The sequence below is a fragment of the Aquimarina sp. AD1 genome (genome assembly GCF_003443695.1).
In the GTDB taxonomy this organism is placed as follows: domain Bacteria; phylum Bacteroidota; class Bacteroidia; order Flavobacteriales; family Flavobacteriaceae; genus Aquimarina; species Aquimarina latercula.
This window is the reverse complement of record NZ_CP031966.1, coordinates 2,519,520-2,543,363: the sequence shown is the minus strand read 5'-3', so window position 1 is coordinate 2,543,363 and position 23,844 is coordinate 2,519,520. Positions and strand designations below refer to the sequence as shown.

Below are 23,844 nucleotides of genomic sequence, written 5' to 3'. Positions count from 1 at the left end.
TTGATTTAACTATTGTTACTACACAACAGATTATGGATTTAGATAAGACACAATTTTTAATCGATTGTATGTCTATCTAAATCCAATAAACTTTATTTTTTTTGAAAATTTTTAAAGAATTTAAAAGTGGATTTTAACCTCTTCCGCCACGGCTTCTTCCTCCTCCACGGCTACCGCTAGATCTAGATCCGCTACTTCTACTAGATCCGCTGCTTCTGTAAGATCCAGAACTTCTGCTGCTGCTACTTCTAGATCCAGAATAACTCCTTGTACCTGAACTTCTGGAACTTCCTCTGTATGATCTAGTGCTGCTTCTATTAGCATTGTTTGATCTTGATCGCGAGTACGCGCCATTATTTGATGATCTAGTTGCTCCAGAATATGTTGAGGTTCTTGTTCTTCTATTATTGTTAGCGGAGATTCTTCTTCTATTATTGTAGCTACTGCGATTATTGTACGAGCGACTTCTTGATCTATTATTGTTATAGTTTCTAGATCTACTATTGTAGGCACTTCTGCTTCTGTAATTCCCTGCATAAGCATTTCTAAATCCTCGATTTCTAAAACCTCTATTGTATGCGATTCGATTTCTTCCAAACGCACCATATCCATAGTTATAATATGGAGGACACCAAAATCCACCACCATACCAATATGGATTTCCCCATCCAAATCCAGCATTCCATCCCCAGCCGGCGTTCCATCCAAAACCAGGTCCCCATCCAGCATTCCATCCCCAGGAGTTATATCCCCAGTTATTCCATCCCCAGCCTATTCCAGGGCCCCAGGCATTCCATCCCCAGTTATTCCATCCAGTATTTATTATGTTTACAGAAACTTCATCATAATCACTTCCCCATGCAGGTTGTCCGCCTTCATAAGCTAAAGCTACATTTGTCGTATCAGAAGCGTTGTAGTTTTCACTAGAATAAGAGTCTATATCAGTGAAAATGGCATCTTGCTCCATAACATTGTCAATCTGAGCAGATTTTTCTGAAAAGTAATTAGAATAATAATTTGAACTAGTTTCGGTTTTGGTAGCGGTTGGTTGTGGTTCATAACTTCTTTGGCTTCTTGCTTCGCCATAAATACCATCATCATAAGATGCATACTCATAAGAACCGCAAGATGTCAACATAAGTAGAGAGGCTGCAAGGAAGGTCCCAACAGCTCCATTTTTTTTAAAATAATTTTTAAGTCGCATATCTCCTTATTTTATTGTTGAACAATACAAATTTAGTTAGTTTTGCCCTAACTATTTTTTATTTAACAAAGTCACAACATTTGTGCCAAATAGCAGATTATGAGCAAAAATCTAACAAAACGTAGTGAAGATTATTCTAAATGGTATAACGAATTAGTCGTAAAGGCTGATTTAGCTGAGAATTCGGCGGTAAGAGGGTGTATGGTAATTAAACCCTATGGGTATGCAATTTGGGAGAAAATGCAAGCGGAATTAGATAGAAAATTTAAGGAAACTGGACATCAAAATGCATATTTTCCTCTTTTTGTTCCTAAAAGTCTGTTTGAAGCAGAAGAAAAAAACGCTGAAGGGTTCGCAAAAGAATGTGCAGTGGTAACTCATTATAGATTAAAAACTGATCCAGAGGATACCTCAAAATTAATAGTTGATCCAAAAGCTAAATTAGAAGAAGAGTTGATTGTTAGACCTACTTCTGAGGCAATTATATGGAATACCTATAAAGGATGGGTCCAATCGTATAGAGATTTACCAATTTTAATAAATCAATGGGCAAATGTTGTTCGATGGGAGATGAGGACTCGTTTGTTTTTAAGAACAGCGGAGTTTTTGTGGCAAGAAGGGCATACGGCTCATGAGACAAGACAAGAAGCAATTGCTGAAACTGATCAAATGAATAATGTATATGCTGATTTCGTTGAGGACTTTATGGCAATTCCGGTAATTAAGGGAAGAAAAACTGAAAGTGAACGTTTTGCAGGAGCTGAAGATACGTATTGTATTGAGGCATTAATGCAGGATGGGAAGGCCTTACAGGCAGGAACTTCACATTTCTTAGGCCAAAATTTTGCCAAGGCTTTTGACGTTAAGTTTACTTCAAAAGAAGGAAAACTTGATTATGTATGGGCTACTTCTTGGGGTGTATCTACTAGATTGATGGGGGCTTTAATTATGACGCATAGTGATGATAATGGATTGGTTTTACCGCCTAATCTTGCTCCAATACAGGTGGTTATTGTTCCAATATATAAAGGAGAGGAACAATTGAATCAAATTTCTGAGGTAGCAAATGAATTAGTTAATGATTTAAGATCTAAAGGTATTTCTGTGAAATTTGATAATAGAGATACGCATAGGCCAGGAGCTAAATTTGCACAATACGAACTTCAAGGAGTTCCATTAAGAATAGCTATTGGGCCTAAAGACCTAGAAAAAGGTACGGTAGAGCTAGCAAGACGAGATACTCTTTCTAAACAATTTGTAGATAAGGATCAGGTTGTAGACACGATTGAGTCTTTATTAAAAGAAATTCAAGAAAGTTTACATCAAAAAGCTACTCAATTTAGGGATGAGCATATTACCGAGGTTGCTTCATTTGATGAGTTTAAAGAAGTTTTAGAAAATAAAGGTGGTTTTATATCAGCTCATTGGGATGGAACGGCAGAGACAGAGCAAAAGATTAAAGAGTTGACCAAAGCCACTATACGATGTATTCCGTTTGATGCAAAAGAAGAAAATGGTAGTTGTGTATATAGCGGAAACCCCTCTAAAGTAAGGGTGTTATTTGCAAAAGCATATTAATTTTAGAAAAAAATAAAATAACACTTGCGCCATTAAAAAATAGTTGTATTTTTGCATCCGCAATTAGACAAACAACTATGGCCCGTTCGTCTATCGGCTAGGACGCCAGGTTTTCATCCTGGTAAGAGGGGTTCGATTCCCCTACGGGCTACGAATTAAAAAATTAATTGCAAGTTTACAGTGAAAACTATAAATTTGCAATCCTTGAAAAAGGAAATGGCCCGTTCGTCTATCGGCTAGGACGCCAGGTTTTCATCCTGGTAAGAGGGGTTCGATTCCCCTACGGGCTACGAATTTTATAGTAAAGAAATTTAACAAAGAAAAGATGGCAAATCATAAGTCAGCATTAAAGAGAATTAGAAATAGTGAGACTAAGCGTCTTAGAAATAAATATCAGCACAAAACTACACGTAATGCTATCAAAAAATTGCGTGAAGCTGATAAGAAAGAAGCTGAGACTTTGTTTCCTTCTGTAGTTTCTATGATTGATAGATTAGCAAAGCGTAATATCATACATGATAACAAGGCAGCTAATTTAAAGTCAAAACTTGCTAAGCACGTAGCTGCTCTTTAATAAAAAGAGAATTCTTAAAAGATATTAAGCTTCTTCACATCAGTGAAGAGGCTTTTTTTGTTTTCAATAATCTATTTTTTTTTGTTTTTATTATTAATTGTTTGTAACCTGAATTTGTTTGATATCGTCTTATGAGAAAGTTGTAAGATGAATTCTAAATTTTCTTATTATATAGAGCTTGCTGCTAGATGGTATGTTTTTATGCTAATTACCATATATGGATCTGGTAAGTTGTTGGGAGGGCAGTTTTACAGAAGAGGTGTTTTACCTGAAGAAATAGCTATGATTCCTTTGTCTGAAGTAGGAGGGTTTGATCTAGCTTGGACTTTTATGGGGTATTCCTATTCTTATATATTGTTTATTGGTATTTCGCAATTGATTGGAGCCTGTTTGTTGTTGTTTCAGAAAACAAAGTTATTTGGGGTTTTTGTTCTCATGCCAATTCTTATTAATATAATTGTTTTTGATGCTATATTTTTTGATACATATGGAGCATTGGCGAGTGCAATGCTTTATCTTTTGTTATTGTTTTTAGTACTCTTTCTTAATAGGGTTAGGGTTTTAGAAATAATTAGAGTTCTCTTAGGTTATAGGGCAAAGTTTGATGATGAGTTAAAGTTTAGTACTCTGAAAACAGTTGGTTTTGTGTTTTTATTAATGGTTTTACTTTTTGGGATTGATCAGTTTTTTGTAAACCTATTAGGGCATTAGTTGTTCTTGTTTTTTTCTTCAATCCACCGAGACATAAATTCAGTGCTTTTCATGGTGTGATGTTGTAGCATTGAGCCAATGAAATTTTGATAACGATGCTCTTCTAAATTATCTTTTAATTTAAAGATTCGCTGAATTAGTTTATTGCTAAGTTCTTCTTTTTTGAAACGAGTGTTGATGATTTCTATTCCATTTTGTTGTGCTTGATTCCAGATATTTTCATTGTTGTATAGTTTGATGGCTGCTTTTGCAAATTCTTCTGGTTTATCTTTGATAAAGCCATTCCAGTCTGAGTCTTCTCCAAGCATCCCTTCTGCGCCTATAGTTGTTGTTATGCTAGGTGTTCCGTTTAGCATTGCTTCTGATAGTTTTCCTTTGATTCCTGCGCCAAAACGTATAGGGGCGATACATATACGTGCTTGCTGCATAACTTCTGCAGCGTTTTTTGTCCACCCTTTTATATGAAATCCTTCTTTTGGATTGTGTATTTGAGTGGCTTTTGGTGGTGGGTACGCTCCATAGATGTGAAGTTCAGTTTCCGGAAGTTCTTTTTTTATCAGCGGCCAGATAGTTTCTTTTAAATATAAAACACTATTCCAGTTAGGTTCGTGTCTAAAGTTTCCGATAGTTATGAAGTGGCTTCTTTGGTTGTAGGGCTTCCAGTTATTTTTTGTTTGAGTGTTAATTGGGTCTAGTAGAAAAGGAAGGTATTGTAATAGTTCTTTTCTTATGTTGAATTGATTTCGTAAGATGTCTATTTCTTTACTTGATATAATTAAAGAGATATCAGAACGATAAATGCTGGCAATTTCTCTTTTTGCCATATCGCTTGATTTTAAATTAGAATATGTAAAGTCAATCTTTTTTTTAAAAGCTTCTTCTCTTGTCTTTCTTAGGCTGTGAAGATCTTCTGTGTTTAAAATCCTTAAAGCTTTCGGACAATGTTTAGCGATTCTCCATCCAAATTGTTCTTCGGACATGAATCTGTCAAACATAACAAATTGAGGTTTTAGGTTGTTTACAAAATTGTCAAAACTATTGTCATTAATAGCTATGGTAGTTTTGGTGACGCCAAGTGCATTAATGTCGTGCATGTGTTCACTTTCGGCAGCGGTACTTGCAAAAGTTATTTTAAAACCTTTAGATATGAATAGTTGAATTAGTTGAAGCATTCTACTTCCGGCAGCGGAGGAATTAGGTTCTGGCCATACATTGCCTATTATTAAGATGCTATCCATTTTTGATATTGTATTTTTTAAAATAAAAAAAGCCTCAGAAACATCTGAGGCTGTAATATTATATAAAAAATTGGTTTATGACAATTTAGAAAACATTGTCTCCATTTTTTCTTTTTCTTCTTGCGCTAACTCTTGGTCTACTAAGATACGTCCACTATGTTCATCTGTGATGATTTTTTTTCGTGAAGCAATTTCCATTTGAACCTGTGGCGGAATAGTAAAGAAAGAACCTCCAGAAGCTCCACGCTCAATAGGTACAACAGCTAGACCATTCTTTACGTTATTTCTTATTCTTTTATATGCTGCAACTAGCCTTTCTTCAATGTTGTTTTTGAAATCTTCAGATTTAGCAATTAAGGCTAATTCTTCTTTTTCCGTTTCTGCAAGTATTGCATCAAGCTCTCCTTTTTTGTGAGTAAGGTGCTTATTTCTCTCTGTTAAACGATCTTTAGTTTGATCTATAATCTCGTTTTTCTGGATGATTTGAGCTTTGAACTCTTTAATATGCTTTTCAGATAACTGAATTTCTAATTCCTGAAACTCCATTTCTTTGCTTAGAGAGTTGTACTCACGATTGTTTCGTACATTTTTTTGCTGCTCTCCGTACTTTTTAATTAAAGATTTAGCTTCTTCGATTAGGTTCTTTTTAGTCTTAATACCTTCGTCGATAGTTTCAAGATCAGCATTGAGTTTGTCTAATCTTTTGTTTAATCCGGCTACTTCATCTTCAAGATCTTCTACCTCTAATGGAAGCTCTCCACGTACATTTCTGATCTCATCAACTCTAGAGTCAATTAATTGCAAATCATACAATGCTCTTAATTTTTGCTCAACAGTAACTTCTTTCTTTGCCATATTTTATATGTATTGAATGGGATTGGTATTTTTATCCGATAAAATGATTGCAAAATTACTGATTTTTTTTCTAAGATAACTAACAATTAAGTTTTTTGTGTACTGTTCGCTTTCATAATGACCAATATCTGCAAGAATTAGTTTGTTCTCGGCTTCGTAAAATTGATGATATTTTAAATCCGCAGTTATAAATATATCTGCCCCAGCTGCTTGTGCATTTTTTATAGCAAAGCTACCGCTTCCTCCTAGTACAGCAACTTTTTTTATAGGTTTGCCTAATAAAGAGGAATGCCTTACACATCCCGTTTTAAATATCTTTTTAATATGCCTTAAGAATGTTGTTTCTTCTATTTCATTGGGTAATTCACCAATCATTCCCATTCCAATATGCTGATTTTTGTTTTCTAAAGTTGTAATTTCATATGCAATCTCTTCATAAGAATGATTTTTACGTAATGACTTTATGATAGTACTTTCTAAGTGTTTTGGAAATGTGATTTGTATTTTAGTTTCTTTTTCGTGATGTGTTTGCCCAATTTTGCCGATAGATGGATTGGTGTTTTTGGTTGCTTTAAAAGTTCCTATCCCATTGGAGGAAAAACTGCAATTTTCATAGTTTCCAATAGTTCCTGCTCCTGCCTCGAATAATTTTGTTCGCAAGGAGTCTGCTTCTTTTTCGGGAGCAAAAGTTACTAGCTTCTTAATACTACCGCTTTGAGGGATTAAGATTTTACGATTTATCAATCCAAGTTGTTCACATATCATATCATTTACTCCGTGATATGCGTTATCCAGTGCAGTATGGATAGCAAAAATCGCTATATCATGTTTAATGGCTTTCATAACTACTCGTTCTACATAGTTATTGCCATTAAATTTTTTGATCCCTTTAAAAACAATAGGATGAAAGCTTACTATAAGATTACAGTTTTTTTCTATTGCTTCATCTACGATTGTTTCTAAAGTGTCTAATGTTACAAGAATTCCTGTAACTGTAGTGTTTTTATTTCCAACTAATAATCCTACGTTATCAAAATCTTCGGCATAACTCATAGGAGCTAAAACTTCAAGGTGTTGTATAACCTCTTTAATTTGCATTGGTGTCTGTTTTTGAAATATAAATTGAATGTAAAAAAACTTTTGTCAATAATCAAAGTTTCGTTTTATACATTTGCTATTATCATATTGTAAAAAGTAAGTTTATACATTTGAATTTATTAAGAAAAATACTTTTGCCGATCGTTCCTGTGTATTATTTCGTAACCTGGTTACGAAATAAGTTGTATGATTCAGGAATTAAGAAATCTGTTTCTTATGATTTTCCTGTGATAGCAGTGGGGAACTTAAGTGTGGGAGGTACCGGTAAATCTCCAATGGTTGAATATCTCATTAAGTTATTAAAGGATGAGGTGATTCTGGCGACATTGAGTAGAGGGTATAAAAGAGAGACAAAAGGATTTCAGTTAGTTCAAATAAATTCTACAGCTAAAGAGGTAGGAGATGAGCCATTACAATTTAAAACTAAATTCAAAAATGTTACAGTGGCTGTTGATGCTGATCGACGTAATGGAATATCAAACTTAAGAAATCAAGAAATAAGTCCAGAAGTAATTTTGTTGGATGATGCTTATCAGCATCGAAAAGTAAAAGCGGGTTTTTATATTTTGCTTACTCCTTATTATGATTTGTACAGTGATGACATTGTTTTGCCAACAGGGGATTTAAGAGAGCCTAGGAGTGGAGCTAATCGAGCGGATATAATTATAGTAACTAAATGTCCGACTACAATAAGTAGTGAGTTAAAGGAAAGTATTACAAAAAAGATGAATATCAAATCTACTCAGATTTTATTGTTCGCTACGATCGATTATGGTTCTGATATAATTAATAGCTCTAGAGAACGATCGGTATCTTCGTTAAAAGATACTCCGTTTACATTAGTTACAGGAATTGCAAACCCAAAACCTTTGTTAGAGTATTATTCTTCTTTAGGTTTAGATTTTACGCATATTAATTACCCGGATCATCACAATTTTACAGAAACCGAGCTTGATCAATTAAAAAAGCATGATTATATAGTTACAACTGAGAAAGATTATATGCGATTGGCTCCTAGTTTTTCCGAGGAAAAGTTATGGTATCAGCCGATAGAAATGAAATTTATTGATGATCAGAATGTTTTTGATACCCGAATATTAGAGTATATAAAAAAATGAGGTCTTATTTTAAGACCTCATTTTGTATATTTTGGCTAACTCAAAAAAATAAAAAATGCTCTTCATTGTTTTTGAGTTAGATAAATATCAATAGGTGTGCCAAACTATGAACTTATTGTTTTTTTTGATAATGCTTTGTGTAATTTGGTAAAAAACTCTTCTGTCTTATAGGGTTTAGGAATAATATCATTGAAGCCATTATTGTAGAACTCATCTAGATTATCATCTAACGTTACTGCTGTTAATGCTACAATAGGTATTTCTGTATTGAACTCTCTAATTTGCTTTGTTGCTTCAATTCCACTTATTCCTGGCATGTGTATGTCCATAAGAATTAAGTCAAATTCATTATTTTTTGTTTTATTGATTGCTATATCTCCATTATCAGCAACATCACATATCATTTTGTTTTTCTCTAGTATTTTTCTTGTTATAAGTTGGTTGATTTTATTGTCTTCTACCACTAAGACCTTTTTATCGATCATTACGCTATAATCAATTTTCTTAGCTTCTTCTTGGTAATTAGAAACAACATCTTCAAACACATCAAATTTCAGATCAAAATGGAATCTAGATCCTTGTCCAAGTTCACTTTCTAATTTAATTTCGCTATCCATTAATGATAGCAAGTTCTTTACGATAGATAATCCTAAACCTGTACCTCCAAACTTTCTATTGATTTGCACAGATCCTTGTGTAAAGTTTTCGAAAATACTTTGTTGTTTTTTGTCAGAGATACCAACGCCGTTATCTCTAATTTCGAAATTTAGAAAAACTTTGTTTTCTATGTGGTTGATCATTTTAACCTTGATCCAAATATCTCCGTTTTGTGTAAATTTAATAGAGTTACCAATAAGATTAATTAGTATTTGAGATATTTTTAGAGGATCTCCCTTAAGTTTAGATGGGATTGATTTATCAAACTCATAGTGAAGTTTGTTATTTCTATCTTTAGCAGATTTTCCTAATGCTATTAAAACATCATTAATTCTTTTCTGCAAATTAAAAGAAGTGTTTTCGATCTCTACTTTATTTGCTTCTAGTTTATTTAGATCTAAAATGTTATTTATTAAGGATAGTAGGTATTCACCAGAAAACTTAAGCGAATTAAGATGTTCTTTTTGATTGGGAGTTGGGCTTTCTTCTAGTAATAAATGTGTTAATCCAGTTACAGCATATAGTGGTGTTCTAAGTTCGTGTGTTATTGTGGATAAGAATTGTACTTTGGCTTCACTTGCTCTTTCCGCATTTTCTTTTGCTAAAATAAGTTCAGTGTTTTTGTTTTGTAGAAGCTCATTTGCTCTTGCTCGGAGGTTGTTGTTTTTGTATAGAGAAAGTGTAAGTAACGATAGTATTGTTATTAGTGCGATACTTAATATAGTGGTAAGTCTTCCTAGCTTTAATGATTTCTGCTGTTGCTTATTCTCTTCCGTAAGTTCTTCAATCTTTACTTTGTCATCACCTATATTTAGTTTAGCTCTTGCTTCTTGCGCAATTATTTCTTTATTGATGTTAAATAAAGAGTCTTTAAATTGTTGATGAAATCTTAGATTTATTAGAGAAGTTTTGAAATCTTCTTTCTTTTCATAGATTTTGCTATATAACTCAAAACTTTCCGACTGTATTTCGGAATATCCCATTTCGGTTCCAATTTGCATAGCTAAATCATTCGTAGCAATTGCTTCATCAAGGGAACCTAAGACCATTTGAGCTTTGGCTTTGTTTGTGTATAATTTAGCTTTATAATAAGATTGTCCTAGGGATTCGATTTTAGGTAACCCTTTATTAAAATGAATAATTGCTTCTTCTGGTTGATTCATCTCCAGAGCGAGAAGTCCAATATTGATTTTAACAGGACCTTCTAGAGTTTCTAAATTATTTTTTTTAATTAATGAAGATGCAAGTTGTAAATGTTTTTCCGCATCTGTAAATTCTTTAAGCTTGGTGTGTATCGATCCACAAACGTTGTAAGAATTTGCTAAAGCAATTTCATTTTGTTGGTCGTTTTGGATTTCTATTGCTTTTTTTATTTGCTCTTTGGCGCTTTTTAGGTCTCCTAGTTCTAGGTATAATTCAGCAAGCACTCGATTGGTTTTTGCTCTGTATGTTTTGTCTTGATTTGCTACTGCCAGTTCCTTTGCTTTTGTAATATTGTGTAAAGCATTCGACAGTCTAGCTGTGTTGATAGCTTCCGATGCTTTAACAAGATAGTTTTCAATAGCATTTTTAACCTGGATACTATCCTTGGAATCTTCAATTTGCGAATAAGCAATGAAGTTACATCCAAGTATGAATATGATAATAAATTTTTTGATTCGGGTTGGCATTTTCCTTGAAATAACTCAACTAATATAGTTATTTCTTACAAATGTTGACAATTAAATCTATTATTCTGTTGCTATATCCTATTTCATTATCATACCACCCTATGATTTTTACCATTTTTCCGATAACAGAAGTCATTAGAGAATCAAAAACGCAAGAATGTGGGTTTCCTAATATATCAACGGATACAATAGGGTCTTCGGTATAAGATAAAATTCCTTTTAAATGTGATTCTGAAGCTTTTTTGAACGCTAGATTTATTTCCTCGATAGAAGTTTCTTTTTTTACATTAAATGTAATGTCAGTAAGTGATCCATCTGGAACAGGAACTCTAATTCCACACCCACCAATAACACTACTTAATTCAGGAAAAACTTTTGTTAATGCTTTGGCAGCTCCTGTCGTAGTCGGAACTATGGATTGACTGGCGGCCCTAGCTCGTCTTAAATCCCGATGTGGTTGATCGTGTAAACTTTGATCGGTGGTGTAACTATGAATTGTTGTTATGTACGCTTGTTCTATTCCACAAAGTTCGTCGATGACTTTTATCATAGGAGCGGCATTGTTAGTTGTGCAAGAGGCATTGGAAATTATTGTTTCATTTCCATCTATGATATGATCATTTACTCCTAGAACAATAGTTTTTATGGAATCTTCAAGGGGAGGTGCGGAGAGTATTACTTTTTTAGCTCCCGCTTTTATATGATCCAGAGCAGCTTCTTTTGTTTTAAATTTTCCTGTGGCTTCAACTACGATATCAACATCATAATTTTTCCAATTACATTCTATAGGATTTTTTTTGTTTAATAATGGGATCGATTTGTCTCCAATTATTATATGATTCTCAGTGTATGAAATATTTTGCGATAATACTCCGTGGATACTATCATATTTAAGTAAGTGACTTAATGTTTTAGTATCTGCAAGATCATTTATAGCAACAACTTCAATATCCGAATTGTTAATCAATAATCTAAAAAGATTTCGACCAATTCTTCCAAAACCATTGATGGCTACTCTAATAGGTATATTCATTAAATAATTTCTTCAAAAAATATTAGGTCAGATGCTTTTGTGCCTTATAAGAAGATCTGACTAATGCTCCACTTTCTACATGTCTAAATCCCATTTTTAGTCCAATCTCTTCATATTTTTTAAATTGATCTGGAGTAATGAACTGTTTTACAGGTAAATGTTTTTTGCTAGGTTGCAAATATTGTCCGATAGTAACAATGTCTAAGTCTACTGATCTCAGATCTTTTAAAACTTGTATGACCTCTTCTTCTGTTTCTCCAAGTCCAAGCATAATACCACTTTTGGTGCGGCTAATACCATTGTCTTTAAGATATTTTAGAACCTGAAGACTTTGCTCGTATTTAGCTTGTATGCGAACTTCTCTAGTAAGTCTTTTTACGGTTTCCATATTATGGGAAACTACTTCTGGTTTAACAGCAACAATACGATCTATGTTTTTTGTTTTTCCTTGAAAATCTGGGATTAAAGTTTCTAAAGTAGTTTCAGGATTCATTCTGCGAATGGCCTGGATTGTTTCTGCCCATATAATTGATCCTCCGTCCGCTAAATCATCTCTGTCCACAGAAGTTATTACAGCATGTTTTATATTCATTATTTTTATAGAACGAGCCACTTTCTCGGGCTCTTCCCAATCTACTGTTTCCGGTCTTCCTGTTTTTACGCCACAAAAACCACAAGAACGAGTACAAGTGTTACCAAGTATCATAAATGTGGCAGTTCCTTCACTCCAACATTCACCCATGTTTGGGCAACTACCAGAGGTACATATAGTATGTAAGTTGTATTTGTCAACTAAACCTCTAAGTTCTGTATATTTTTTTCCAGTAGGTAGTTTTACCCGTAGCCATTTTGGTTTTCCTTTAGGAGGAGCTACAGAAGTAACATCATTATTCATACTTAGCAATGTTTTATGCAAAAATACGAAGAAAGCTCATATTAAAATATAGTTTTCAATATTCTTAAGAGTTTCTGAATAAGTATTTTATTTGGAAATATTTTGGAGTATCTATTACTGTAAATAATTAGTATAGAATTTGCGTATAAATAAATTTTATCCTTAACATAAAATTTACTCATATACAATATAAAATCTATGTATTTGTTTTGTGTTAATAATATGATAATGATAGTATCATTATGGAAAATTACTCAAAAGGGAAATTTTGGGTAAAAAAACAGAGAAATTTTTTATTAAATAGATGTTGAAAAAAATACTTATAAAATTATTTTTAAACACTGATAATCAGGTTGTTAATTTGATTAAAACGCTCTATTTGATATATCTTTAGGGATTTTTTCTTATTAAAATTATGGTAAAACCGTAATTTTAATAAGGTTTTTATGGATTAATAAAATTTCTTTTCCTATTTTTGAAACACATAATTTATAGTATCATACTTTAAATCATGGTTAAAATTAGCTTAACCCCATTTTTTATTCATTAAAAAAAAGTTAAAAAACCAATTAAAAATGTCAAAAGAAGAATTAGAACAACAGAAACAATTACAGAAAAACAGAAAGAGAGTTGAAAAGTGGTTAATTAATAATCAAAATTTTATTAATATAACCGGAATTGAAAAAGAAATATCTGCGCCGAAAGGACTGGTCCAAAAGTTTATCAAATATGATAAGAAAATAAATGATAAGTGGATTAATCCTTTACACGAAGTGTTAAAAAGAATAGCGACTTTTAGTCTCAGATAATACAAGTGATTTATTTGTAGCAAATGAAAGAGAAATGATTGGTTTTATAAACTGAATTATTTCTCTTTTTTATTTGTTATTATTTCAGAAAGAAGTTTTCTTGCCCTTAGCAGTTTTACCTTGATATTATTCATTGGTTCATCTAGAACTTCTGAAATTTCTTTATAACTTAATTCTTGAAAATATCTTAAGTTTATTACTTCTTGGTAGTGTGGTTTTAGTTGTTTGATGTATCTAAGTAATTGGGCTAGGTTTTGTTCTGTGATTAATTTGTCTTCGGGAGTTGGGGTATCATCAATGATCTTATACACAACATCATCTACCTCTCTAGTAGTTTTAGAACGGATAGAAGCATTTTTTTTTCGTAAAAGATCTATATGGATATTTTTCGAAATTTGAATTATCCAAGTTTTAAAGTTATACTCCTCTTTAAAAGTGTCTATTTTATCAAATGCTTTTGAGAAACTTTGGATAGTAATATCTTCTGACTCATATTCGTTTTGAGTCCGTTTTAATTGAAAATTAAAAACATCATTCCAGAAAGTGTCTAACAAATAATTAAAAGATGCTTGTTTGCCTTCTTTAGCTTTTTTAATGTGATCTGAAAGAGTTAAAGATTCTTTTTCCAATGAAGTGCTTTTGAACGAAAGTATTTTTAAAAACTACTTAGAATGTCCTGTTTCATTACAGTTAGCATATTGATCAGGAGTTTTTCCACACATAGAACAAGACTCACCTTCTTTGTTTAGAAAAGGACTTTGGCTTGCACAAGTTCCGGCAAATTTTCCGTCTTTTTTAGCCCATAATTTAATTGCAATTCCTGCAAAAGCAGCTAAAAGAAGAGCTACTGTAAGTAGTACCAATTTCATAATATTATTCTCTCAAAATTCTTATGCAAAGATACGAAGAAAAACTACCTGAAAATATGATTTTAAAAAAATTACATACTTCATAAGGTTAAAAATAACTATTACTTAAATTATGTTTACCTCTGTTTCTAGAGAAATATCAAATTTTTCTTTAATAGTGTTCTTTATTTTTATTGAAAGCTCTAGGATTTCTTGTCCATTCGCATTGTTATGGTTTACTAATACTAATGCTTGCTTATCATGTACTCCAGCATCTCCCCATCGTTTTCCTTTAAATCCCGATTGTTCTATAAGCCATCCTGCAGGTACTTTTATATTTTGTTCGTCTACTTGGTAGTGTGGTATGTCTGCGTATGATTTTTGTAAATTATTAAAAGCTTCTATCGAAATTACCGGGTTTTTAAAAAAGCTTCCACTATTTCCTATAATAGTGGGGTCAGGTAATTTGCTTTTTCGAATAGCGATTACTGCTTCCGAAACATCTTTAATAGTTGGGGTGTTAATGTTTTTATCTTTTAGAGCATTTTCTATTGCGCCATAACTGGTGTTTAGACTGTGTTCTTTTGTAGATAATTTAAAGGTAACTTTGGTAATTATATACCTTCCTTTTAATTCACTTTTGAAAACGGAATTTCGATATCCGAAACTACATTGTTCTTTATTAAAAATTCTTTTTTTTCCGGTAGTTAAATTTATCGTTTCGCAACTAACAAAACTATCTTTTAGTTCTACCCCATATGCCCCAATATTCTGTATGGGAGCACTACCTACATATCCAGGGATTAATGAAAGGTTTTCTAAACCCCCATAATCATTATTGATACAGTATTGAACAAAATCATGCCAATTCTCTCCTGCAGAAGCAGAAACTAATACATGATTATCTGATTGTTTAGCAGTACTTATGCCTTTTATTGCAATATATAATACTAAGGATTCTAGATCTTTAGTTAAGAGCATATTGCTTCCTCCACTGAGAATAAAAATGTCCTTATTCTTGTGAATAGAAAGTGTCTCTATAAGCTCTTTTTCAGAATTGATTTTTATAAATTCTTTAGCTTTTACATCAATACCGAATGTATTGTGTTTTTTGAGAGATTTGTTTTGTTCTATTTTCAAAAAGGATATGGTTTTAGTTGTACGCGATTTTTTACTTATTCTGAAAGTGAAATATATGATTATTTATCATTTTATAGGCTAACTTTCTCTTTGATGATGCTAAAAGATTTTTGATCAGTATATTTTGCTAAAGCGAGTTTTAATATATTAATCGCCTTTTTTAAATCTCTTCTATTTAAAACATACGCAATTCTAACTTGGTTTAATCCTTCATTTGGACTAGAGTAAAAACCAGCAGCAGGAGCAAGCATAACGGTTTCGTTATTTACATGAAACTCATCTAAAAGCCATTTGGTAAAATGATCCGCATCTTCTATTGGTAATTCTGCAATGCAATAAAATGCGCCATTAGGTGTTGCTACTTTAACGCCTGGAATCTGTCTAAGTCCATCGACAAGCGTGTCTCTTCTGATTTTATATTTTGCTACAGTTTCGGTGTAATATGATTCTGGAGCTTCTAGCGCAGCTTCGCTGGCGATTTGAGCAAAAGTGGGAGGACTTAATCTTGCTTGTGCAAATTTCATTGCTGTTTCCATGACACTTTTATTCTTACTAACCATACAACCTATTCGTGCTCCACACATACTGTAACGTTTAGAAACTGAATCAACTACTATTGCGTGATCGTCAAGAATTCTTTCTTGTAAAATCGAGTAATGTTCTGAGTCATCATATACAAACTCTCTGTACACTTCGTCAGAAATTAAAAACAAATCATATTTTATTGCTAAATCAGCAAGCTGTTTTATTTCTTCCTTACTATAAAGATACCCCGTTGGATTTCCTGGATTACAGATAAGTATAGCTTTGGTTTTTGGTGTAATAAGTTTTTCAAAATCTTTTATTGGTGGTAGTGCAAAACCATTATCAATCTGAGAAATTACAGGAACAACAGTTACCGTTGATTGTGTAGAGAAACTATAGTAATTAGCATAGAACGGTTCAGGGACGATAATTTCGTCTCCTGGATCTGTAATACTACCCATTGTAAAGATTAACGCTTCGCTTCCTCCAGTGGTAACCAAAATATCATCTGATGATATCGTAATATCGTGTTTAGCGTAATAACCAGCTAGTTTATTTCTAAAGCTCTCAAAACCGGCAGAATGACTATATGCTAAAACATCTAGTTTATGATTTCTTACTGCATTTAAGGCCTCTATAGGAGTCTTTATGTCCGGTTGTCCGATATTAAGATGAAAAATATGCTTTCCTTCTTTTACCGCTTTTTCTGCAAAAGGAGCTAATTTACGAATTGGAGATTCGGGCATCGCTTTTCCTTTACTTGATATTACAGGCATTCCATTTAATTTAAAAAGTAAAATAGCGGTAAATTTCTTAAATTATTTAGGATTTAAGTTAATTATTATCAGGAATTTTCAAGTATTTTTCTATATTTATTGGAATGGAGATTTTGTACTGGGATTTTTATCATTTTCTTAAAGAGAAAGCCCTAATTCTATTTTTGCTTGTTTCTTTTACACTAAATGCTCAAGAAGGTTTTAAACTACCACAAGGTCAGACTAGTGATAAGATTAAATTTGAACTAGCTAATAACCTTATTATTATCCCTGTTGAGCTCAACGGAGTTAAACTATCTTTTATTTTAGATACAGGAGTAGGTTCCACTATTTTATTTAGTATTGATAAAAGGGAGTCTTTAGAATTAAAAAATGCTTCTAAAATTTACCTTAGAGGTTTAGGAAATGAAGCCCCTGCAGAAGCCATTAAATCTACCAATAATTTATTAAAAATAGGAGAAACGTATAGTGATGATCATACAGTTTACATGATTTTTGATGAGTCTATGAACTTTTCTCCTCTAATGGGTTTTCCAATTCATGGTATAATCGGATATGATTTTTTTAAAAAATTTATTCTTAATATTAATTACACAAAAGAGTATATAAAAATCTATGATCCAGAATCATATACCTATAAGAAATGTAGAAAATGTTATCAAACTGATTTAGATCTAAGTAATGGTAGGAAAAGACCATTGATTAAGGCTAAGTATAAAACAAGTACTGGGTATTTAGATGTTAATCTTTTGCTAGATTCAGGATCTAGTTCTGCATTATGGCTTTTCGAAAACTCAGAAATTAACCTTAAAGCTCCAAGTGATTCTTTTGATGATTTTCTGGGTACAGGATTTAATGGAGAGATATATGGAAAGAAAACAAAAGTAAAAGGTTTGGCTATTGGGGATTTCGAGATAAAAGAAATAACAGCTTCTTTTCCAGATTCTCTGTATATACAAGGAATTTCTTTAAAATCACGTCAAGGTTCTATTGGTGGTAGTGTCTTAAAAAGATTCAATATGATTATTGATTATCCTAATAAGAAAATAACTTATAAGAAAAATAGTTTTTTCGATAAACCATTTCATTATAATATGAGTGGGCTTACAATTCAACATAGTGGTGTAAGGGTTTTAAAGGATTATAATATTCGTAGAAGTCCTTCTCGTCCTTCTTTAGATTTTGTAACAAAAGATAATGGTAAGATTTCAATAAATGTATTTAAAGCGGATGCAAGTTCCTTTGTATATTCATTACAACCAGAATATAAGATTACTGAAGTTAGACCTGATTCTCCTGCTGCGATAGCTGGATTGTTAAAAGGCGATAAGGTCTTAGAAGTTAATGGTAGAGCATCACATTTGTACAAGCTATCTGATATGAATGATTTGTTTTATTCAGAAGAGGGAAAAAAAATTACAATTAAGGTAGAGAGATTGGGAGTGGTCATTAAATTTACCTTTTATCTTAAAAAAGTGATATAAAAAAAGGTTTTACGAATAAGTCGTAAAACCTTTTTTTTAATATGTTAATTCTTTTTAATTCTTTTTTTCAAGAACACTCTTTGTGTCGTCTAATACCGTACCTTTTATTTTTATTGCTTTAGTAGATTCTTCTGCGTTAGAATAAACTGTTATTGTTTTACGAATTGGACCAACACGTTTTGTGTCATATTTTACTTCAATTACTCCTGTTGCTCCTGGAGCAATAGGATCTTCAGGTTTTTTAGGTATGGTGCAACCACAACTAGAATATACTCTGGAAATAATTAACGGAGCATTTCCTGTGTTTGTGAACTCAAATTGGCGAATTCCATCACTACCCTTGGAAATTTCCCCATAATCAATCACTTCTGTTTTAAAATCGATTTTCGCTTTGGCATCCTGAGCGTTTAGGGTAATTCCCAGAAAACCAATAAATAAAATCATCATTACATTTTTCATAACGTAGGTTTTTATAATGTGTAAAAGTAGTTACTTTTTATTCAACTTCAAAATTGCAAAAGACTTTCAAGTTGTCGTATATAATAATTACTTTTGCACTCTAAAATCCAAAAATCGGACCAAACTATGGCTTTAGCAGGAAAATATGATGCAAAATCAGTAGAAGACAAGTGGTATAACTATTGGATGGAAAATAATTATTTCCATTCTGAAGTTGATGAAAGAGAGGCATATACTATAGTCATTCCTCCGCCAAATGTTACAGGAGTATTGCACATGGGGCATATGCTTAACAATACAATACAAGATGTATTGATCAGGAGAGCTCGTCTGAAAGGATATAATGCATGTTGGGTTCCAGGTACCGATCACGCTTCTATTGCTACCGAGGCTAAAGTAGTTGCAAAGCTAAAAGCAGACGGGATTGATAAAAATGATTTAACAAGATCAGAGTTTTTAGAACATGCTTGGGAATGGACTCATAAGCATGGTGGAATAATTCTAGAACAACTTAAAAAACTGGGAGCATCTTGTGATTGGGAACGAACGGCTTTCACAATGGATGACAATTTGTCTGCTTCCGTGATCAAAGTTTTTGTTGATTTATATAATAAAGGTCTTATTTATAGAGGGTACCGAATGGTTAATTGGGATCCTGAAGCTAAGACTACTTTGTCTGATGAAGAAGTGATTTATGAAGAAAAACAGGGGAATCTTTATTATTTAAAATATAAAATAGAAGGAAGTGATGATACATTAACAATCGCTACTACACGTCCAGAAACAATAATGGGTGATACAGCAATTTGTATTAATCCAAATGATGAACGTTTTTCCCACCTGAAAGGAAAAAAAGCAATAGTGCCAATTGCTAATAGAGCTATTCCTATTATTGAAGATGAATATGTGGATATGGAATTTGGTACTGGATGTTTAAAGGTAACGCCTGCTCATGATCAGAATGACAAAGTTTTAGGAGATAAGCATAAATTAGAAGTTATAGATATCTTTAATGATGATGCTACTTTAAATTCGTTTGGGTTACATTATGAAGGTAAAGATAGATTCGTAGTAAGAAAAGAGATCCTTAAGGAGTTTGAATCTATAGGCGTGCTAGAAAAAACAGAAACACATCTTAATAAGGTAGGGACCAGTGAGCGAACTAAAGCTGTAATAGAGCCAAAATTGAGTGATCAATGGTTTTTAAAGATGGAAGGTTTGGCAAAACCTGCGTTAGATGCTGTTTTGGATAAGGATGTTAATTTAGTTCCAGAAAAGTTTATAAATACCTATCGTCATTGGATGGAGAATGTGCGAGACTGGAATATATCTCGTCAATTGTGGTGGGGACATCAAATACCAGCTTATTTTTATGCTGATGGTAAAGAAGATTTTGTTGTTGCAGAAACTAGAGAAGAGGCACTTGCTTTAGCAAAAGAAAAAACAGGAAACGTTGCCTTAACCGATGCTGATTTAACTCAGGATCCTGATGCACTTGATACCTGGTTCTCATCTTGGTTATGGCCAATGAGTGTGTTTAATGGAATTTTAGAGCCAGATAATAAGGAAATCAATTACTATTACCCTACCAACGATTTAGTAACTGCACCAGAAATTTTATTCTTTTGGGTGGCAAGAATGATTATTGCTGGTTATGAATATAGAAAAGAAAAACCTTTTACGAATGTATATCTTACGGGTATTGTAAGAGATAAGCAAAGACGTAAAATGTCAAAATCTTTAGGAAATTCTCCTGATCCATTAGATTTAATTGATAAATATGGAGCAGACGCTATCAGAGTAGGGATGTTATTAAGTTCGCCAGCCGGAAATGATCTAATGTTTGATGAAGATTTATGTGATCAAGGAAGGAAGTCCTTTGTAAATAAAATTTATAACTCTTATAATCTTATTAGTGGTTGGGAAGTAGATTCGATTATTGAGCAACCAGAAGCTTCTAAAGTGGCGATAGAATGGTATCGATCTAAGTTTCAGAAAGCATTGATTGAATTAGAGGATGCTTATGCTAAATATAGGATAAGTGACGCTTTGATGATTACATATAAGCTAGTTAGAGATGATTTTAGTAGTTGGTTGTTAGAAATGATTAAACCGGCTTATCAAGCTCCAATTGATGCTAAAACGTATAAAGAAGTGATTGAGATCTTAGAGGATAATCTAAAAATTTCTCATCCTTTTGTTCCTTTTATTTCAGAAGAGATCTGGCAAGATATTACTAAGAGAACTCCAGAAGAAGCTTTGATAGTATCTAGTTGGCCTCAGATTACTACTGTAGATAAAAATCTGATTAAAGAATTTGAAGTTGCTAGTGATGTAATTTCTGGAATTAGAACGATTCGTAAAGAAAAGAATATCTCATTCAAAGATACCATTGAGTTGTCAATAGTAAATAGCGAAAATACTCCCACAACTTTTGATTCAGTGGTGTCTAAGTTGGGGAACATTTCTTCTTTAATTTATGTAGATGAAAAGGTAGATGGTGCACTTTCTTTTAGAGTTAAATCTAATGAGTATTTTGTTCCTGTATCTGGAGCTGTTAATGTAGAGGATGAGATTAAAAAACTTACTGAAGAATTAACATATACGGAGGGGTTTTTAAAATCTGTTCAGAAGAAACTTCAAAATGAACGATTTGTAAACAACGCTCCTGAGCAAGTTATTGCTAATGAAAGAAAGAAAGAAGCAGATGCGGAAGCTAAAATAGCTACTCTAAAATCAAGTCTTTCTGGGTTGCAGTAGTAGATAAATAGCACATAGAATAAAAAAAAGCACTTTTATAAAAGTGCTTTTTTTTATATATCCGTGATGTATTTATTTACAATCTCAATGTATTTTAGTTTGGCTTCTTTTGGGGTAAGATTTTTAACTTGAAAAAGAGCATTTAGTTTAAATGCATTTCTCAATTCGCTATTCCCAGATGGAGTATAAAAACCTTCTGTATGCATTGCTTGTTTATAGTACGCATAGAAATGTAACATAACATCAGGAGGTAATTCTATAGTAGTACTACTGGCTTTATCAAAAGCCTTTTGGAAAGCGATATTTAATTCCTCATCGGTCATACTTATACATTAGCGATAATACTTTCTCCACCTCTAACTTTTTGGTTTAAAGTTACATTAACTTCTGTGCCAACAGGTAGATAAACATCAACTCTAGAGCCAAATTTTATGAATCCACTATCAGAACCCTGTGCTACTTTTTCACCTTCTTCAGCATAATTTACAATTCTTTTTGCTAATGCCCCGGCGATTTGTCGATAAAGCACTTCAATAAAATTGTTTTTTACAACTACTGTAGTTCTTTCGTTTTCTTCTGAGGCCTTAGGGTGCCAGGCAACTAGGTATTTACCAGGATGGTATTTACTGAACTTAACCTCGCCATTTATTGGGTGTCTGGTTACGTGTACATTAATAGGAGACATGAAGATAGAAACCTGTAATCTATTTTCTTTAAAATATTCTTTCTCGAATACTTCTTCTATTACTACTACCTTCCCATCTACTGGTGCCACTACAGTATTGTCATTGACATCAGTATGCCTTTTTGGGTTTCTGAAAAACTGTAATATCAATATCAGAAAAACTAGTGTAACAGAAAAAATTGCAATAATCCATTCATCTATCTGTATTGATACATACGATGCTGCATTTATACCAAGAAAAAGTACTATTGCTACTGATATAATTTTATAACCTTCTTTATGAAACATATCTTAATATTTGTAAAAATGCGTATAAAAATGGACTCGCAAAAATAATACTATCTAAACGATCAAAAATGCCGCCATGTCCTGGCATTATTGATCCGCTATCCTTTACTCCAGCTTGTCTTTTGAATTTGGATTGTATAAGATCTCCAAGAGTGCCAAAAATACTCATAATTATACTTATAATCAACCAAAGAGGTATTGATAAAGTGTGTGAAAAGATTGCTATCAAATATCCCGCTAATAAAGTAAAAAGAAAACCTCCAATAAAACCTTCGATGGTTTTTTTTGGCGATATACGTTCCAATAATTTGTGCTTTCCAAAATTTTTGCCAACTAAATAAGCAAAGGTGTCATTTGTCCATATCATAAGAAGCGGTCCAGCTATCATAATAGGATCATATGTGTCGTTATAACACGGGATAAGTGTTAGAAAAACGATGGATGTGATAAGAAAAAATATACTGGTAAAATATTTTCTTTTTTCGAACATCGGAATGATCCTAATTGTAATTAAATCTCTAACCAGAAATAATTGAGTAATAATGGTAAGTCCAAGAGTTACTAAAATGGCTGATAATGGAACTTTTAAATTAGGAGTGTGGAATAAAAGTAAAAATCCAATAAATATAATATATAACCAAGTATTCTTTAGGTGAATCAATTTTTGAAACTCATAAATACAGATGATACCAAAGATTAAGAATACTCCGATAAAGGTATATTTAGAAATAAATATAGAAATTAATAGTATCGAGATATATAAAAATCCCGATAAAGACCTTGTGAGCAGTTCCTTCATATTATAAATCTTCCAGCAGCAGCAAATATAGATTTTTTGAGCTACTTCCGTAACTTAAGAAGTCTTTTTCTTTTTGTGGTTCGAAGTTTTTTATAGTAGTAATATTAGAAGGAATTGAGTTTTTGTTTTTTTCTTTGATTCCTTTTAAACCTTCTCCAATACTTTTAACTAGTTGGCTGGTGGACGCAAGTATTATAAAGTCATCAGGTAACTCTGTTAACTTTTTTTCTCTAAGTTGATTAGAAGATATAAGAATGGCTCCACTATCTGCAATTAGATATTCGCAAGTGGCAAAAAAGAAAGAGGCTGGAGATTTTTTTATATAGTTAAGGTTGAAACCAGAAAACTTATGTTCTAGTCCCATGTCGAAACAGCAAACATCTTTTTCATACCAATCATTTTCTAAAAGGATCTTATCAAAAGAATCTAGAACTTCTTTGTCACTATCACAATATAAAAATTTGCCTCCATTTCTTTTGAAATTAATCATAAAACTTTCATCAACCGGAAGGTTGATTTCTGGCATATATTTACTGCGATCTTCAGTGTGTCGTTCCTTACTCTTTTGGTCTGATTTAGATTTTGAGGAAAATATTCTTCTAAATAGACTCATTTTTAGATTCGATCGGGGATTTACGGG

23 protein-coding genes and 2 tRNA genes are annotated in these 23,844 nt (G+C 32.5%); 9 read left to right on the top strand and 16 right to left on the bottom strand.

What is annotated here, in order from left to right:
- Positions 1-133 precede the first annotated feature (133 nt).
- A complete protein-coding gene (locus tag D1815_RS11260; RefSeq protein ID WP_118387015.1) occupies positions 134-1,204 on the bottom strand; it encodes a hypothetical protein in 1,071 nt (356 codons plus the stop codon).
- 99 nt (positions 1,205-1,303) lie between these two features.
- Here D1815_RS11260 and proS point away from each other — a divergent pair, with 99 nt between their 5' ends.
- The 5 genes from proS (at position 1,304) to D1815_RS11235 (ending at position 4,067) form a co-directional block, all read left to right on the top strand.
- Complete coding sequence (gene proS, locus D1815_RS11255; RefSeq protein WP_027392410.1) at positions 1,304-2,782, top strand: proline--tRNA ligase; 1,479 nt, start codon at positions 1,304-1,306, stop codon at positions 2,780-2,782.
- A 79-nt stretch (positions 2,783-2,861) separates the two neighbouring features.
- A tRNA-Glu gene (locus D1815_RS11250) sits at positions 2,862-2,933 on the top strand.
- Positions 2,934-3,000: 67 nt separating this feature from the next.
- Positions 3,001-3,072 (top strand) — tRNA-Glu (locus tag D1815_RS11245).
- Positions 3,073-3,107: 35 nt separating this feature from the next.
- Entirely contained in the window at positions 3,108-3,356 is a 249-nt protein-coding gene (rpsT, locus tag D1815_RS11240; RefSeq protein WP_027392409.1) for a 30S ribosomal protein S20, read from the top strand.
- Positions 3,357-3,503: 147 nt separating this feature from the next.
- On the top strand, positions 3,504-4,067 hold the full coding sequence (locus tag D1815_RS11235; protein ID WP_118387013.1) for a hypothetical protein: 564 nt from the start codon (positions 3,504-3,506) through the stop codon (positions 4,065-4,067).
- Here D1815_RS11235 and D1815_RS11230 read toward each other — a convergent pair.
- The 3 genes from D1815_RS11230 to D1815_RS11220 all read right to left on the bottom strand — a co-directional run bounded on the left by D1815_RS11230 (position 4,064) and on the right by D1815_RS11220 (position 7,258).
- The gene (locus D1815_RS11230; protein WP_118387011.1) at positions 4,064-5,305 is read right to left on the bottom strand and encodes a glycosyltransferase; all 1,242 of its coding nucleotides are present in this window, start codon (positions 5,303-5,305) and stop codon (positions 4,064-4,066) included. The genes D1815_RS11235 and D1815_RS11230 overlap by 4 nt on opposite strands.
- 75 nt (positions 5,306-5,380) lie before the next feature.
- Positions 5,381-6,160, bottom strand: coding sequence for a zinc ribbon domain-containing protein (locus tag D1815_RS11225; RefSeq protein WP_118387009.1), 780 nt, complete (start codon positions 6,158-6,160; stop codon positions 5,381-5,383).
- A 3-nt stretch (positions 6,161-6,163) separates the two neighbouring features.
- Entirely contained in the window at positions 6,164-7,258 is a 1,095-nt protein-coding gene (locus tag D1815_RS11220) for a Nif3-like dinuclear metal center hexameric protein (RefSeq protein WP_027392405.1), read from the bottom strand.
- Positions 7,259-7,368: 110 nt separating this feature from the next.
- Between D1815_RS11220 and lpxK the strand changes: the two genes are divergently transcribed.
- Positions 7,369-8,376 (top strand): tetraacyldisaccharide 4'-kinase, encoded by a 1,008-nt coding sequence (lpxK, locus tag D1815_RS11215; protein ID WP_118387007.1) that lies wholly within the window; start codon positions 7,369-7,371, stop codon positions 8,374-8,376.
- Between the two features lie 104 nt (positions 8,377-8,480).
- Here lpxK and D1815_RS11210 read toward each other — a convergent pair whose 3' ends face one another.
- From D1815_RS11210 to lipA, 3 genes are read right to left on the bottom strand one after another with little or no spacing between them, the layout of a single operon-like run.
- Complete coding sequence (locus D1815_RS11210; RefSeq protein ID WP_118387005.1) at positions 8,481-10,703, bottom strand: response regulator; 2,223 nt, start codon at positions 10,701-10,703, stop codon at positions 8,481-8,483.
- Between the two features lie 28 nt (positions 10,704-10,731).
- On the bottom strand, positions 10,732-11,736 hold the full coding sequence (gene gap / locus D1815_RS11205) for a type I glyceraldehyde-3-phosphate dehydrogenase (RefSeq protein WP_027392402.1): 1,005 nt from the start codon (positions 11,734-11,736) through the stop codon (positions 10,732-10,734).
- A gap of 22 nt (positions 11,737-11,758) precedes the next feature.
- Positions 11,759-12,631 (bottom strand): lipoyl synthase, encoded by an 873-nt coding sequence (gene lipA / locus D1815_RS11200; RefSeq protein WP_027392401.1) that lies wholly within the window; start codon positions 12,629-12,631, stop codon positions 11,759-11,761.
- A gap of 575 nt (positions 12,632-13,206) precedes the next feature.
- Between lipA and D1815_RS11195 the strand changes: the two genes are divergently transcribed.
- Positions 13,207-13,440, top strand: a complete 234-nt coding sequence (locus D1815_RS11195) for a hypothetical protein (RefSeq protein ID WP_027392400.1) — start codon at positions 13,207-13,209, stop codon at positions 13,438-13,440.
- A gap of 56 nt (positions 13,441-13,496) precedes the next feature.
- Here D1815_RS11195 and D1815_RS11190 read toward each other — a convergent pair whose 3' ends face one another.
- From D1815_RS11190 to D1815_RS11175, 4 genes are all read right to left on the bottom strand, one after another.
- Positions 13,497-14,069, bottom strand: a complete 573-nt coding sequence (locus D1815_RS11190; protein ID WP_027392399.1) for an RNA polymerase sigma factor — start codon at positions 14,067-14,069, stop codon at positions 13,497-13,499.
- A 33-nt stretch (positions 14,070-14,102) separates the two neighbouring features.
- Entirely contained in the window at positions 14,103-14,309 is a 207-nt protein-coding gene (locus D1815_RS11185) for a hypothetical protein (RefSeq protein ID WP_027392398.1), read from the bottom strand.
- 105 nt (positions 14,310-14,414) lie between these two features.
- Entirely contained in the window at positions 14,415-15,467 is a 1,053-nt protein-coding gene (gene murB / locus D1815_RS11180) for a UDP-N-acetylmuramate dehydrogenase (protein ID WP_118387003.1), read from the bottom strand.
- Positions 15,468-15,499: 32 nt separating this feature from the next.
- The gene (locus D1815_RS11175; protein ID WP_118387001.1) at positions 15,500-16,729 is read right to left on the bottom strand and encodes a pyridoxal phosphate-dependent aminotransferase; all 1,230 of its coding nucleotides are present in this window, start codon (positions 16,727-16,729) and stop codon (positions 15,500-15,502) included.
- A 104-nt stretch (positions 16,730-16,833) separates the two neighbouring features.
- Here D1815_RS11175 and D1815_RS11170 point away from each other — a divergent pair, with 104 nt between their 5' ends.
- A complete protein-coding gene (locus tag D1815_RS11170; protein ID WP_051336041.1) occupies positions 16,834-18,213 on the top strand; it encodes an aspartyl protease family protein in 1,380 nt (459 codons plus the stop codon).
- A gap of 54 nt (positions 18,214-18,267) precedes the next feature.
- Here the strand turns inward: D1815_RS11170 and D1815_RS11165 are convergent, their stop codons facing one another.
- Positions 18,268-18,672, bottom strand: a complete 405-nt coding sequence (locus D1815_RS11165) for a DUF1573 domain-containing protein (protein WP_027392395.1) — start codon at positions 18,670-18,672, stop codon at positions 18,268-18,270.
- 126 nt (positions 18,673-18,798) lie between these two features.
- Here D1815_RS11165 and D1815_RS11160 point away from each other — a divergent pair, with 126 nt between their 5' ends.
- Complete coding sequence (locus D1815_RS11160) at positions 18,799-21,432, top strand: valine--tRNA ligase (RefSeq protein WP_118386999.1); 2,634 nt, start codon at positions 18,799-18,801, stop codon at positions 21,430-21,432.
- Between the two features lie 53 nt (positions 21,433-21,485).
- Here D1815_RS11160 and D1815_RS11155 read toward each other — a convergent pair whose 3' ends face one another.
- The 4 genes from D1815_RS11155 to D1815_RS11140 are packed head-to-tail and all read right to left on the bottom strand — an operon-like array spanning position 21,486 to position 23,817.
- A complete protein-coding gene (locus tag D1815_RS11155; RefSeq protein WP_027392393.1) occupies positions 21,486-21,755 on the bottom strand; it encodes an acyl-CoA-binding protein in 270 nt (89 codons plus the stop codon).
- 2 nt (positions 21,756-21,757) lie between these two features.
- Positions 21,758-22,405 (bottom strand): phosphatidylserine decarboxylase family protein, encoded by a 648-nt coding sequence (locus tag D1815_RS11150; RefSeq protein ID WP_027392392.1) that lies wholly within the window; start codon positions 22,403-22,405, stop codon positions 21,758-21,760.
- Complete coding sequence (locus tag D1815_RS11145) at positions 22,395-23,204, bottom strand: phosphatidate cytidylyltransferase (protein WP_118386997.1); 810 nt, start codon at positions 23,202-23,204, stop codon at positions 22,395-22,397. Before D1815_RS11145 ends, D1815_RS11150 begins: the two co-directional genes overlap by 11 nt.
- A gap of 1 nt (position 23,205) precedes the next feature.
- Positions 23,206-23,817, bottom strand: a complete 612-nt coding sequence (locus D1815_RS11140; protein WP_027392390.1) for an LUD domain-containing protein — start codon at positions 23,815-23,817, stop codon at positions 23,206-23,208.
- Between the last annotated feature and the right edge of the window lie 27 nt (positions 23,818-23,844).